Origin of the sequence: Blastococcus jejuensis, assembly GCF_039534705.1 — a bacterium.
Taxonomy (GTDB): Bacteria; Actinomycetota; Actinomycetes; order Mycobacteriales; family Geodermatophilaceae; genus Blastococcus_B; species Blastococcus_B jejuensis.
In genome coordinates, this window is the sequence record NZ_BAAAVV010000002.1 from 130546 (window position 1) to 144097 (window position 13552).

12 protein-coding genes are annotated in these 13552 nt (G+C 75.1%); 7 read left to right on the plus strand and 5 right to left on the minus strand.

The features are described 5' to 3' along the window. Window positions 1-19: 19 nt before the first annotated feature. A complete protein-coding gene (locus ABD644_RS04345) occupies window positions 20-670 on the plus strand; it encodes a hypothetical protein (protein ID WP_344687338.1) in 651 nt (216 codons plus the stop codon). A 77-nt stretch (window positions 671-747) separates the two neighbouring features. On the opposite strand, the gene ABD644_RS04350 is transcribed toward ABD644_RS04345, so the two are convergent. Next, complete coding sequence (locus tag ABD644_RS04350) at window positions 748-3063, minus strand: HelD family protein (protein WP_344687339.1); 2316 nt, start codon at window positions 3061-3063, stop codon at window positions 748-750. 110 nt (window positions 3064-3173) lie between these two features. Between ABD644_RS04350 and ABD644_RS04355 the strand changes: the two genes are divergently transcribed. Then, on the plus strand, window positions 3174-3461 hold the full coding sequence (locus ABD644_RS04355) for a DUF6191 domain-containing protein (RefSeq protein WP_344687340.1): 288 nt from the start codon (window positions 3174-3176) through the stop codon (window positions 3459-3461). A gap of 176 nt (window positions 3462-3637) precedes the next feature. Here the strand turns inward: ABD644_RS04355 and ABD644_RS04360 are convergent, their stop codons facing one another. Then, complete coding sequence (locus ABD644_RS04360; RefSeq protein WP_344687341.1) at window positions 3638-4396, minus strand: hemerythrin domain-containing protein; 759 nt, start codon at window positions 4394-4396, stop codon at window positions 3638-3640. A 219-nt stretch (window positions 4397-4615) separates the two neighbouring features. On the opposite strand from ABD644_RS04360, the gene ABD644_RS04365 reads away from it, so the two are divergent. The 3 genes from ABD644_RS04365 to ABD644_RS04375 all read left to right on the plus strand — a co-directional run bounded on the left by ABD644_RS04365 (window position 4616) and on the right by ABD644_RS04375 (window position 8089). Beyond that, a complete protein-coding gene (locus tag ABD644_RS04365; protein ID WP_344687342.1) occupies window positions 4616-5416 on the plus strand; it encodes an alpha/beta fold hydrolase in 801 nt (266 codons plus the stop codon). Continuing rightward, window positions 5413-7692 (plus strand): SpoIIE family protein phosphatase, encoded by a 2280-nt coding sequence (locus ABD644_RS04370; protein ID WP_344687343.1) that lies wholly within the window; start codon window positions 5413-5415, stop codon window positions 7690-7692. Before ABD644_RS04365 ends, ABD644_RS04370 begins: the two co-directional genes overlap by 4 nt. 85 nt (window positions 7693-7777) lie before the next feature. Then, window positions 7778-8089 carry a hypothetical protein gene (locus tag ABD644_RS04375; RefSeq protein ID WP_344687344.1) on the plus strand — a complete coding sequence of 104 codons (312 nt, stop codon included), beginning with the start codon at window positions 7778-7780 and terminating at the stop codon, window positions 8087-8089. 3 nt (window positions 8090-8092) lie between these two features. Here ABD644_RS04375 and ABD644_RS04380 read toward each other — a convergent pair whose 3' ends face one another. Next, window positions 8093-8980, minus strand: coding sequence for a TRADD-N-associated membrane domain-containing protein (locus tag ABD644_RS04380; RefSeq protein WP_344687345.1), 888 nt, complete (start codon window positions 8978-8980; stop codon window positions 8093-8095). Window positions 8981-9300: 320 nt separating this feature from the next. On the opposite strand from ABD644_RS04380, the gene ABD644_RS04385 reads away from it, so the two are divergent. After that, a complete protein-coding gene (locus tag ABD644_RS04385; RefSeq protein ID WP_344687346.1) occupies window positions 9301-10467 on the plus strand; it encodes an acyl-CoA dehydrogenase family protein in 1167 nt (388 codons plus the stop codon). Then, window positions 10464-11534, plus strand: a complete 1071-nt coding sequence (locus tag ABD644_RS04390; RefSeq protein ID WP_344687347.1) for an acyl-CoA dehydrogenase family protein — start codon at window positions 10464-10466, stop codon at window positions 11532-11534. The genes ABD644_RS04385 and ABD644_RS04390 overlap by 4 nt, the downstream gene beginning before the upstream one ends. A gap of 3 nt (window positions 11535-11537) precedes the next feature. Here the strand turns inward: ABD644_RS04390 and ABD644_RS04395 are convergent, their stop codons facing one another. Beyond that, window positions 11538-12737, minus strand: coding sequence for a hypothetical protein (locus tag ABD644_RS04395; protein ID WP_344687348.1), 1200 nt, complete (start codon window positions 12735-12737; stop codon window positions 11538-11540). A gap of 162 nt (window positions 12738-12899) precedes the next feature. Beyond that, window positions 12900-13520, minus strand: a complete 621-nt coding sequence (locus ABD644_RS04400) for a hypothetical protein (protein WP_344687349.1) — start codon at window positions 13518-13520, stop codon at window positions 12900-12902. Window positions 13521-13552: the final 32 nt, after the last annotated feature.

Below are 13552 nucleotides of genomic sequence, written 5' to 3' on the forward strand. Positions count from 1 at the left end.
GTGAGGGACACTGGCTCCCGTGGCAACGAGTGCGACCGGGATCCTGACGGCAGACGCGACCCCGGCGGTCGCCCGGCGCGCGTGGCCGCAGTGGCTCGCGCTCGGCCTCGGGATGCTCGCCGTCGCCGTCACCTCACTGCTCTGGGACGCCGCCGGTGCGCGGCTGCTGCTCGGCGCGCTGGGGGCCTTCCTCGCCGTCCGCGGCGGGGTGCTGCTGGGCCGCGCGGGCGAGCTCTCCGCCGAGCTGTCCGGCCGCGCCCGCGGGCTGGGCGTGGTCTCGGCGCTGGCCGGGCTGGCCGGTCTGGCGGTCGCCGTCGCGTCGGCGGATCTGGCCGCGCGGGTGCTCCTGGTCGCCGTCCCGCTGCTGCTGCTCGGCGCCGCCGCCGGGCTGCTCGCCCGCGGTGGGCTGGCCCGCCGCGGCGGGCAGGCACTGCTGGTCTGGTCGGTGCTGGTCGCCGGGCTGCTCGTGGCCACCGGCCTGGCGCAGGGCTGGGACCGCGCATCCGCCGTCGCCACCGTGGTCTCGGCGGTCGCGGTGGCCGTGCTTGCGGTGCCGGTGCTGGTCGGTGCGGCGAACCTGCGCGCCGTCGGCGCTCGGCCGGATGCGGAGGAGGGCCGGCCCCTCGGCTGCGCCGGTTGCGCCTGCTCCGGCGGGGGCTGCGGGGTCTAGCCCGTCGGGGAGGGGCCGAGCCCGGCGTCGCGGGCCGGCGCCACGGCCGCCTCTGAGCAAGGCCCACCAGTCAGGGTTCAGCGCGGTGCGAGGCCGGCCAGCGCCGGCGGGAGCGCGCCGGCGTGCACGACCCCGAGCCGCTGGGTGGCGCGGGTCAGCGCCACGTAGAGGTCGTTGGCCCCGCGCGCGCCCTCGCCCACGATCCCGGCCGGGTCGACGACGAGGACGGAGTCGAACTCCAGGCCCTTGACCGCCTCCGGGGCCAGGACGACGGGGCCGTCGGGGAGGTCGGCGTCGGTCGCCACCCCCGTCGCCACGGCCGGCAGCCGGTCGCGGACGGCGCTCGTGACGGCGTCGAGGCGCTCGCGCGGCACCACGATCCCGAGCGTCCCGTCCTCCTTGTCGAACGCGGCCGCGGCCTCGGCGACCGCGTCGGCCAGGTCCGCCTCGGCGACCCCCAGGGCCCACGGGTGCACGCCGGTCGACCGCACGGCCGTGGTCGTCGCGCCGTTCCCGGACCGCACCTGGTCGGCGACGGCCATGATCTCCGCCGGGGTGCGGTAGTTGACGGTCAGCTCCTCGATCCGCCAGCCGCTGCCGAGCTGGGGGTCGAGGGCGTCGGCCCAGCTCGAGGCCCCGGCCGCCGACCCGGTCTGGGCGACGTCGCCGACCACGGTCATCGAGCGCGTCGGGCACCGCCGCAGCAGGAGCCGCCACGCCATCGGGGAGAGCTCCTGCGCCTCGTCGACGATGACGTGCCCGTAGGTCCACGACCGGTCCGCCGACGCGCGCTCCGCCGTCGTCCGCGTGTCGACCTCGTCGTGGCGCCCGGCCAGGCCCTCGGCGTCGAGCAGGTCGCCGGCCGAGAGCTCCTCGGACTCGTCCTCGGTCTCGTTGTCGACCGACCGGGAGCCGTGCAGCAGGTCGAGGGTCTCCTGCGCGTGCCGCAGCCGCCGCTGTCGGTCCCGCCGTGCGGTCGCGCGCTGCGCGGAGTCGTCGACGCCGAGCAGCTCGTCGGCCTCCTCCAGCAGGGGCACGTCTGCGGGCGTCCACGGGGCGGACGCCGGCCGGTGCAGCAGGCGCCGCTCGGCGTCGGTCCACCCGGGGGTGGCCGCCGCGATCCGTGCGGGGGAGGCGAACAGCTCGCCGACCAGCCGCTCGGCGGTCAGCCGCGGCCACAGCCGGTCGATCAGGGCGTGCACCGCGGGCTCGGCCGCGACCTCCTGACGCAGCGCGGCGACGTCCTGCCGGTCGAGCAGACCGGCCCCGCCGAGGACGTCCGCGCCGAGCGTGTCGGCGTACTTCTGGGCCAGGATCCCGATCACCGCGGCGCCGAACGCCGGCCGCGCCTCGTTGTGCAGTCGGGAGGTGTGGCGGGCGCGCGAGCGGGCCCGCGCGGCGTCGGCCTTGGTAAACCGCAGCGGCGTGCCGTCGAGGGTGATCTGCGCCGGGCCGTCGAGCACCGCCTGCCGGCCCTTCAGCGCGGCGGCCACCACGTCGACCATGGCCAGCCGGCCCTTGAGCTCGGCGACCTCCGCGCGCTCGGGCGCCGCGGCCCGCAGGCCCGGGCGCAGCCCGCCCAGGTCGGCGAGCACGACCCCGGTCTCGCCGAGGGAGGGCAGCACGTCGGCGATGTAGCGCAGGAACGTGGGGGAGGGGCCGACGATCAGCAGCCCGCTGCGGGCCAGCCGCTCCCGGTGCGTGTAGAGCAGGTACGCGGCCCGGTGCAGGGCGACCGCCGTCTTGCCGGTGCCCGGCCCGCCCTGCACGACGAGGACGCCGCGGTGGTCGGCGCGGATGATCCGGTCCTGCTCGGCCTGGATGGTGCGGACGATGTCGGTCATCCGCCCGGTGCGGCTGGCGTTGAGCGCGGCCAGCAGCACCGACTCGCCGACCAGTCCGGAGCGCTCGGTGACGTCGGCGGCGTCGGTGAGGTCGAGGGTTTCGTCGGCGATGCCCACGACGGTGCGGCCCCGCGTGCGGATGTGCCGGCGCCGGCGGATCCCGAGGTCGTGCAGCGCGGTCGCGGTGTAGAACGGCTGCGCGGCCGGCGCCCGCCAGTCGATGAGCAGCGGCTCCTCGCGGCCCTCCTCGGTGGACAGTCCGATGCGCCCGACGTACCGGGGGACGTCGGCGTCGCGGCGGTCGAGCCGGCCGAAGCAGAGCCCGCTCTCCGCGGCGTCGAGGGCGACCAGTCGCTGGGTGTACAGCTCGACCTGGGCCTCGCGCTCACCGATGGCCTGGGGGTTGTGCGGCACCGTGGACAGCGCCTCGTCGAGCCGGTGGACGGTGCGGGCGCGCAGCGTGTCGAGCCGCTGATGGAGTGCCGTGACGTACTGCTGTTCCGCCGCGATCGCGGCGTCGTGCGAGTCGGTGGACCGAACCGTCGACAATGCCAACCACTTTCCCAGATCCCTGCCAAGGCGAGCCGTCCATTGTGCACGCGTCCCCGCGCAGGACGGTCGCCCGCCGCGCGGGCCCCGGCGGGACTACCGTCGTCGGCATGGGGCTGGTCCTGGCGCTGACGCTGCCAGGCCTCGCCGTGCTCCTCGTCGTCCTCGCCGCGCTGGAGCAGCTGTGGTCCCGGGTCGGCCGCCGCAGCCCGCTGCACCGGCGGGAGCGGCACGCCCTCTCGGCCGGCGGGCTCGACGTGTTCTCGGCCGCGCTCGCCCCGGGGAGGGCCGTCGACCTCGAGGTGCAGCGCTCCCGCGAGGTCCGCCGGGACGACGCCGAGGACGGCGCCCCGCCCTACCGCCGCATCGATCTCGACAGCGGCGTCGCTTACCTCTGAGACCTGCGCCCCGGGGGTGCTGCTCTTGCGCGGTTTCCCCCGCTCTTGCGCCGTTGCACCGCCGCAACAGCGCGCGAAACCGCGCAAGTCCGGAGCCGGACCGTGCCACCGGGAGACCCGGGCGGCCCGCAAGCGCTGCGCGGAGTGCGGCACGTCCCGCTACTGAACCGGCCGGGTCACCGGGCCGGCGGCTCCCCGCGCAGCCGGACGACGGTGGCCCGGTAGTGCCGCTCGCCGCCGAACCGCCAGGCCCAGCGGGCCGAGCGGGGCAGACCCTCGAGCACGCGGGCCCGGTCGCCCGCGCAGGCGTCCTCCAGGGCCAGGCCGAGGACCATCAGCTGGTCGCGGGCCGGGAGGGTGCAGCGCGACGAGCGGGCGATCGCCGCCCAGTCGTCCGCGCCGAGGTGGGCGCCGAGCAGCGGGAGGAAGGTCCGCTCCTCGTCGGCGGTCCGGGCGTCGACGACGTCGGCGACGTCGAGGCAGGCCATCGCGAAGGCGTCCCGGGCCGACGGTGTGAGGGCGACGGCCCACTGGCGGGCGGCGGTGGAGACGTCGCGGAGCCTGTGGTCGGTGCGGGCGCAGCCGGCGGTCCAGGCGTCGACGGCGGCGCGCGCCTCGGCCTGACGGTCCGGCGGGAGGTTGCGCAGCAGTGCCGGCCAGATCGCCTCGCGCTCGGTCGCGTGGTGGTGCAGGAGCACGTGGGTGATCAGACCCGAGTGCGCGGTCAGCGCGGCGATGCGCTCGGCGTCGTCGGCCGGCGCCCAGGTCGCGAGGTCCGCGACCAGCCGCAGCTCGCGGCGGACCAGCTGGTGCAGCACGCGCTGGTAGGCCACGGCGGGCGGGATCGACGCCGCCTGCGGCGCCGGGCAGTCGTCACCGGCGGCGCGCGGCGTCGGGATCCGGGCGCTCGTGTTCCGGACCGCTGCAGCGGTCATGGGGCACACCTCGTTCGGGGTCTCTGGCCGGGCGGGTACGGCGGTGCTGGCCGCGGCGCTGCGGGGAGGGTAGGGGCAACAGGAGGAGACGCGACAGGGGTTTGCGGATACAGCCGGTTCGCACCGGAAATCCTCCCGACGTCGCCGCCCTCGGCTGCCGTGTTCCCGCCCCGGGGAACGACCGGGGCCACGTCATCGCTTTTCACCTAGGGTCGTCGAGTGGGCAGCGTCGCCGAGCGCAACTGCGTGACCGTCGGGGGAGTCCCCTCCGGGCGCCCCGTGCTGTTCGCGCACGGGTTCGGCTGCGACCAGGCGATGTGGCGGTTCGTGGCGCCGGACTTCGCCGTCGACCATCGCGTCGTCCTGTTCGACCACGTCGGCTCCGGCAGCTCCGACCTGGCCGCCTACGACCCGGCGAAGTACGGGGCCCTGCGGGGGTATGCGGCCGACGTCGTGGAGATCTGCCGCGAGCTCGGCCTCACCGACGTCGTGTTCGTCGGGCACTCGGTGAGCGCGATGATCGGCGTGCTCGCGCTGCAGCAGGCCCCCGAGCTGTTCGGGGCGCTGGTGATGATCGGCCCGAACCCCCGCTACGTCGACGACGGCGACTACGTCGGCGGGTTCGGCCGCGACGACATCGCCGGCCTGCTCGACGCGCTCGACAGCAACCACCTGGGCTGGTCGGCGCAGATGGCGCCGGTGATCATGGGCAACCCCGACCGGCCGGAGCTGACCGAGGAGCTGACCAACAGCTTCTGCCGGACCGATCCCGACATCGCCCGCCAGTTCGCGCGGGTCACGTTCCTCTCCGACAACCGGGCCGATCTGCCGGGCGTCGCCGTCCCCACCCTGGTTCTGCAGTGCAGCCAGGACGTCATCGCGCCCGACGTGGTCGGGGAGTACGTGCACCGGCAGATCCCCGGCAGCGTGCTCACCCGGCTGGCCGCCACCGGGCACGTGCCGCACCTGAGCGCGCCGGAGGAGACGACCGCCGCGATCAGGGCCTTCCTCTCGGGGTGAGCGACACGACGGGCGAGGGGGCGGGCGGCCCCGGTCAGGAGCCGCGGGCCGAACTCGGGCGGCTGCTCGAGGAGGACCCGGCCGACCTGTACGAGAACGCGCCGATGGGCTACCTCTCGACGCTGCCCGACGGCGCGATCGTGAAGGTGAACCGGACCTTCTGCGCCTGGACCGGGCGCGGCGCCGACGAGGTGATCGGCACCCGCTTCCAGGACCTGCTGACCGTCGGCGGCCGGGTCTACCACGAGACGCATCTCGCCCCGCTGCTGCGCATGCAGGGGGCGGTGCGGGAGATCGCGCTCGACGTCCTGCGCCGCGACGGCTCGGCCCTGCCGTGCCTGCTCAACGCCGTCGAGGTGCGCGACGACGCCGGGGCGCCGGTGCTGGTCCGCGCGACCCTGTTCGAGGCGACCGCCCGGCGCCGCTACGAGCGCGAACTGCTCGCCGCGCAGCGGGTGGCCCAGGAATCCGAGGCGCGGTCCCGGACGGTGCAGCAGGTGGTCTCCGACCTGGCCGCGGCGACGTCGGTGGAGGAGGTCGCCTCGGTGATCGTCGCGCGGGGACGGGCGGCGATGCAGGCCCGCAGTGCCGCCCTGGCGGTGCTGGACGACCCCGCGACGCTCGACCCGCAGGCGCTGCCGGAGCTGCGGCTCATCCGCAGCGACGGGGTGCCCGCCGCGCTGGTGCGGGCGCTGCAGGAGGCCGCGGGGGCCCGGCTCGTGCTCGAACTGGCCGAGGGCGTGCGCACCGTCCCGCTGGACGGTCGGCTGCGGTCGGTGCGCCCGGCGGTGGCCGCGGCGATGGACGCGGCGGGCCTCTCGGCGCTGACGTTCGTGCCGGTGACCGCCGACAGCCGCCGGCTCGGTCTGCTCCTGCTGGGCCTGGGCGGCCGGCAGGAGGGCGAGCTAATCAGCCTCGACGCGCCCGAGGTGGTGCCGACGGAGGACCCGGCGGTGGTCGAGCTGCTGTGGACCCTGGGCCGGCAGGCCGGCCAGGCCCTGGAGCGCGCCCGGCTGCACGAGGAGACCGCGCGGCAGGCCGAGCGGGCGGCGTTCCTGCTCGAGGCGGCGCGGCTGCTCGCCGGGGCCGCGGACGTGCCGGAGACCGCGGAGCGGCTGGCGTCGCTGGCGGTGCAGCGGCTGGCCGACGTGTGCGTGATCGACCTCGCCGAGGAGCACGGGACGACCCGGCCGGCCGTGCGCCACGGCGACCCGGACCGGCAGCACCTGGCCGAGGCGCTGCGCGCCCGGCACCTGCCGCAGCGGGACGTGCCGCACCCCAGCGTCGAGGCCATGCGGGAGGGGCGCACCCGGTGGGTGCGCTCGATCGACGACGACTTCCTCCGGGCGATCACCGTCGACGAGGAGCACCTGTCGATCGCGCGCCGGCTGGAGCTGTCGAGCCTGGTCGCGGTGCCGCTGCTGGCCGAGGGCCGGCGGCTGGGCGTCGTCACGCTGGGGGTGGACCGGCGACGGCGCCCGTTCACCGCTGCCGACGTCGAGATGGCCGAGCAGCTGGGGCTGCAGGTGTCGCTCGTCGTCGCCAAGGCGCAGCGCTACGAGCTGGACGTGCGGACGTCGCACACCCTGCAGGCCAACCTGCTGCCGCCGGCCCCGCCGGCGGTGGCCGGCCTGTCGACGGCGGTGCGCTACCTGGCCGCGACGCAGGGCGTGGAGGTCGGCGGGGACTTCTACGACGTCGTCGTCCTGCCCAACGGGCACGTGGCCCTGGCCGTGGGTGACGTCGTCGGCCACGACCTCACGGCCGCGGCGACGATGGGTCAGCTGACGTCGGTCTACCGGGCGCTGCTGGTGGACCGGCCCTCGCCGAGCGCGCTGATCGACCGGCTGCAGGCGTCGTGGTCGCTGCTGGGGCTGCAGCGGATGGCGACGGCGCTGTTCGCGTCACTGGACCCGGCGACCGGCCAGCTGCGGGTCGCCTCGGCCGGGCACCTGCCGCCGCTGCTGCTCACCGACGGGCATGCGGAGCTGCTGCCGGTGCAGCCGAGCCGGATGCTCGGCGCCCCGCCGGCGCCCGCCCCGGCGCTGGAGTGGGCCGGGGTGGTGCCGCCCGGGTCGACGCTGGTGCTGTTCACCGACGGCCTGGTGGAGAGCCGGTCGGCCGACCTCGACGAGGGACTGGTGGCACTCCTGGCGGCGGCCTCGGCGAGCGGGACGTCGGACCCCGACGAGCTCTGCGACCGGCTGCTCGCCGAGCTGACCGGCCGGCACCGCGCCGACGACATCGCGCTGCTGGCGCTGACCCGCCTTCCGTAGCGCAGACCCCTCCCACACCGGCGCCTGCGGGGGCACCATGGGGAGCGGGCCCCGGGGTGCGGGACCCGGCGTCGCAGGAGGCGGCATGAACTCTCCGGTGAAGCCCGACTCGGTGAACCCCGTCGCGCAGTCCATCGACGGCGCGATCGGCGACTGGTCGATGTCGGGGGACGCGATGCGCTGGTCACCCGAGCTGGCCGAGCAAGGCCCCGCCGCCGGCGACCTGCGGGTCGCCGATCTCGCGGGCGGCACCGGCCTGGGCCTGGACGTGAGCAGCGTGCGCCGGCTGGTGTCCGGCGCGCTCACCTCCCTCGGGACGGTGGCCAGCGAGGTGGTCAACGACGTCGTCAGCGAGCTCCGTCAGCTGACCCGCGGCACCCCGGACGACGAACGCTGAGCCTCACCCGGGGGCGCCGCCGGGAGCAGTCGGCGATGCGCCGCCGGGGGTGGTCGGCGGGGCGGCCCCGTCGGATCGTGCATCCGCGGCGTCGTCGGGCAGCGTCCACCTCAGGAGCTCGGTGATCATCGCGGTGGCGTGCGAGGACCGGGTTGCCTCATCACATCCCATCGCCGCGGAGATCCGTTCGGCGATGAGTAGCTTTCCCAAGGAGTGCGGCTCCCGGTAGTACCAGTTGAGCTGACGGTCGGCGGCACGGTGGGCCTGGTAGAAGGTGTTGCTCAGAAACGCGCTGAGCAGAGCGCCGAGCCCAGCGAGGCCGCCTGCGACGTACTTGTTCACCGCCGGCACGTCGAGGAACGCAAGCACGACACCGGTGATGAGTACGAGCAGGCCCACGATGCTGGTTACCTGGGTCAGCCGGAACGCGCTGCGCTGTTGACGTTGGGTGAGCTCCTGGTAGGCATCGAGCTGGCGGCGGTTGAGCGTGAACAGCGCGGCCAAGGGCAGGTCCTCGGCTGAATTGGGACTGGTCTTGTGCGGATCCGGGCTCGCGGGATTCCTCCTGCCGGGCTCCAGGCGGAACAGCGCCTCGTCTGCACGGAACGCCGCTGTCTGCCGCCGGCGGTCGCGATACGCACCGCGCCCGGCCAAGTACGGGATCGCGCAGAAACACGTGGTGACTACCGCAACCGCACCCAGTATCGCTGCCCACCAGAGGCTGTCCGGGGTGCGGACGGTCGGGCTCGCGAGTACCCAGGCCAGGAGCCCGATGAAGCCGACGAAGTACAGCAACCTGTGCGCCAGTCCGAGACGCTGGATGTACCACTCGCGTTCGGGACTGTTCACCCAGAGGTCGATGCGAGGCTCGGACTGCTTCTCAGGAGTCATCTCCTCGTAAGTGATGTCCGAGGGATCCCGGAAGAGGGCCCAGAATCTCGCCCCGCGAGATCGGCCGGTGGACACGCGAGACCCCGGCGTCTCCTCTGGCTCGCCGCCGGACTGCCCTGCCGAGCGGGTCTCGCCTCGTCCTGGATGCTGCTTCGTGTCCGTCACGACGTGCCCCTCACCGGACGAAACGGGAATTCATCGTCTCGGTCGACTCCGCTGCTGACAACCCTTTTCGCCTCGCGACCGATCGGGGCCGCTGGGCGTTTCCGATCAACTCCCTGTAGAACCCGAGGAATGCACAACGATCCCTGGGACGTCGGATGAGCAACTCGTTGACGCTGGCGCCCGCGCCGCGGTCGGAGGCCGCCGAGCAGGTGCGGGGGGAGGTGCGCGCGTTCCTCGCCGCCGAGCTCGAGGCCGGCACCTTCACCACGCACGTCGACACGTGGCTGTCGGGGGTCGACCCGTCGTTCTCGAAGAAGCTCGGTGAGCGCGGCTGGCTGGGCATGACCTGGCCGAAGGAGTACGGCGGGCACGAGCGCTCGGCGATGGAGCGCTACGCCGTCACCGAGGAACTGCTGGCCGCGGGCGCGCCGGTCGCCGCGCACTGGATCGCCGACCGCCAGTCCGGCCCGAATCTGCTGCGGTACGGCACCGAGGCGCAGCGCCGGGAGATCCTGCCTCGCATCGCCGCGGGGGAGTGCTACTTCGTGATCGGGATGAGCGAGCCCGACTCCGGCTCCGACCTGGCCTCGATCCGCACGAAGGCGACGCGCAACGGCGACGGCGACTGGGTGGTGAACGGGGCGAAGGTCTGGACGTCGAACGCGCACGCCTCGCACTACGGCATCGTCCTGGTGCGCACCTCGCCCCCCGGCGACGGCCCGCGCGGGCGGCACCAGGGGCTCTCGCAGCTGCTGGTCGACCTGTCGCTGCCGGGCATCACGATCAACCCGATCCGCATCCTCGACGGCGGTCACCACTTCAACGAGGTGGTGTTCGACGAGGTCGTCGTCCCCGGCGACATGCTGCTCGGCGAGGAGGGCAACGGCTGGCACCAGGTGACCGCGGAGTTGGCCTTCGAGAGGTCGGGCCCCGAGCGGTTCCTGTCGACCTATCCACTTGTCGCCGAGTTCGCTCGTCGAGTTGCCGACCCGGGCGACCCGGCGGCGCTGGCGACCCTCGGCCGGCTCTCGGCCCGGCTGCTCGCGCTGCGGCAGCTGTCGCTGCGGATCGCGGCGGCGCTGGACCGGGGAGAGCTGCCCGACATCCCGGCCGCGCTGGTCAAGGACGTGGGGACGACGTTCGAGGGCGACGTCATCGAGGAGATCCGGAAGGTCGTGGACGTGACGCCGTCGCTGGACTCGCCCGATCCGCTGGGGCGGGCGCTGGCCGAGGCGCAGCTGCACGCGCCGGGCTACACGCTGCGCGGCGGCACCAACGAGATCCTGCGGGGGATCGTGGCGCGCGGATTGGGGCTCCGTTGAGTCAGGACCTGGTGGTCGAGACCGTCCGCGACATCCTGCGCGGGTTCGAGCCGTTCGCGCTGACCGCCGAGCGACGCTGGGACGCCGGGCTGTGGGCCGCCCTCGCCGAGGCGGGGCTGACCGGGGTCGGGCTGCCCGAGGAGGCCGGTGGCTCCGGCGGCGAGCTGGCCGACGCCGTCGCGGTCGTGCGCACGGTGGCCGCCGGCGCGGGGGCGGTGCCGCTGGCCGAGCACCTGCTCGTCGCCGCACCGGCGCTGCTCGCCGCCGACATCCACCTGCCGCCGGTGGAGCAGCCGCTGACCTTCGCGGTCGCCGACGCCGTCACCACCGAGGCCGTCGACGACGGCGACGGGCCGGGCCGGTTCCTGCTGACCGGCACGGCCACCGACGTGGCCTGGGCCGGCGTCGGGTCCTCCGTCGTCCTGCTGGCCGCGCCTCCCGCGGGTCTGGACGGCGGGCTGCTCGCGCTGGTCGACGCCTCCGACCTGCCCGCGACCGACGCGGTCAACCTGGCCGGGGAGCCGCGCGGGTCGCTGGTGCTCGACGCCGTCCCCGCGGTGGGGGCCACCGTGCTGCACGACGCTCAGGCCTTGGCGCTGCGGGCCCGGTTCGCCCTGGCGCGGGCGGTGCAGCTGGCCGCGGCGCTGGAGCAGGTGCTCGCCTGGACGGTGCAGTACGCGGGGGAGCGGGAGCAGTTCGGCCGGCCGCTCGGGAAGTTCCAGGCGATCCAGATGGAGCTCGCCGAGATGGCCGGCGAGGTGACCGCCGTGACGGCGCTGACCGACGCCGCCGTCCAGGCTCTGGACCGGGGCGGCGACGCCGTCCTCGCGGCGGCGGCGGCGAAGGTGCGGGCCGGTGCCGCGGTGGAGGTGGTCGCCCGGCTGGCGCACCAGGTGCACGGCGCGATCGGGTTCACCCAGGAGCACCGGCTGCACCACCTCACCCGGCGGCTGTGGGCGTGGCGGGACGAGGCCGGCAGCGAGCTCGCGTGGTCGCGGGTGCTCGCGGCCGGGCTGCTGGCCGACGGCCCGGACGGGCTCTGGCCCGCGCTGACCCGGGTGGTGTGAGCGTCAGTCGGTGATCAGCCGCGGCACGCAGTCGGGCGGCACCCGGCCGTTCTCCGCGCACCAGTTCTCCACCTCGGCCTTCGATCCGAACGACTGGGCGGCCACCGTGACCCACCACGTGTCGTCCAGGTCGGGGGCGCCGGTGTCGTCGCCGCGGACGAGCAGGGTCGGCAGCCCTGCCGAGCGGTCGTGGTGGACGACGGCGAACGCGGAAGCGGCGACGTCGTCGGCCACCTGGGCGGTCGCCAGCTGCGCCATCCAGGTGCCGCGGTAGCCGTCGATCGCCGGTCCGTCGGACGCGCGGACGCTGAGCAGCCCGGCCAGGCCCTGCGGCGGCGAGTCGGCGTCCCCGAAGGCGTGGGTGCGGGCACTGGCCGCGATCGCGGCGCCCGCGAGCAGCACGAGGACGACGACCAGCCACGCGGCCAGCGCGGCCGCGGCGACCCCGCCGACGCCCTCGCCACCGGTGCCGTCGGACCCGGGCGCCGACCGCCATCGGGCGGTCGCCGTCGCGGACAGGCCGAACGCGAGGACGCAGAGGATGCACAGCGGCACGAGCTCCCACAGGCCGGCGTCGACGACGTCGACGGTCGCCCAGGCCGCGCGGGCCGTGGTCAGCGTCAGCACGCCGCCGAGCCCGAGGACGACGACGTCGGGCACCCGGAGACCGACCAGCGCCAGCAGCAGGACGACCGCGGCCACCGCGAACGCCAGCATCGCGACCCACGACGGTGCGAACCACGGGGCCGCGTCGGCGGGCCAGGGCGCCGCGGCGCTGCGCGCGTTCGCGGCGGCGTCGAGGGCGACCCCGAACCGCAGCCGGTCGAGCAGCAGCGGGGCCAGGCCGACCCCGGTCACCAGGCCGGCGGCCGTGAGCAGCGGGGTGGCGGCCGGGTGGCGGCCGATCGCGTGGGGGACCCGCCGGGGCGGGGCGTCGTCCTCGGGCACCTCGTACCGGGAGGCGCCCGTCGCGCGGGCCGGCTCGGGTTCCGGCTCGGCGGTCGTGTCGGCCGGCTTCTCGTCGCCGTCCGGCTTCTCGGCCTCGGCTTCCTCGGCTCGAGGTTCGTCGGGCTTCTCGGCCTCCTCGGTCTGAGGTTCCCGGGTCTCCTCGGCCGGGCTCTCGACGACCGGCTCGTCGTCCTCGTCGGAGCGGGCGTGCCGGCCGCGCTTCGGGGTCGTCGGATTCGGGTCGGCCTTGGTCACGTCGTCCGTCCTGTGCTGGTCGTCCCCCCGTCCACGGTCCGGGATGCCCCGGGCGGGGCGTCCCCAATCAATCGGTGCGCAGCACGCCCGGCCGGCTCCGCGGGCTCGGAGTGGCGCGGCACCCGGGGAAGGGGCGGTTTCCCGGGTGCCGCGCCCTCCTGGTCAGACGGTCTCGGGGACGCCCAGGTGGGCCAGGACCAGTTCCATCTCGGCGACCTCGGTGATCGCGACGCCCATCGACGTGGCGAAGTCGTCGCGCATGGCCACCGACAGCTCGCGGGTCTGCTCGATGGCCGCGCGGCTCTCGTACGTGGTGGCGGAGACGGCCCGGCCCTCGCTCCGGCTGACCAGCAGGCTCACGCTGCAGAAGCCGGGCATCTGCTCGAGTTCGGGGATCAGGCTCATCCGGTAGGCGTCGATGGTGCGGTCGGCCAGGTCCGGGTCCGACCGGCTCCAGATGACGCGCGCCCAGGTGCCCTCGCGGGTCTCGTACCGCCGGTGCAGGGCGGCGATCTCCCACTCCTGCACGTCGGGCGGGCTACCGAAGACCTCTGCGGCGCGGTCGCGCATGGGGCGCACGCCCTCGGTGCTCAGCTGCATGGACTGCTCGTCGACCCAGGCCGTGGTGACGATGCAGCGGCCGTCGTCGCGGTCGCAGAGCATCGACAGCCCGATGCAGCCGGTCATCTTGTGCACGGCGGGCATGACCTCGTCGCGGACGTAGGCGATCCCGTCGTCGACCGACCGCGGGTCGGCGTGCACGGTGGTGGATCGGGCGTACATGCCACCACTCCTCTCGAGGAGTTCCGGAGTGA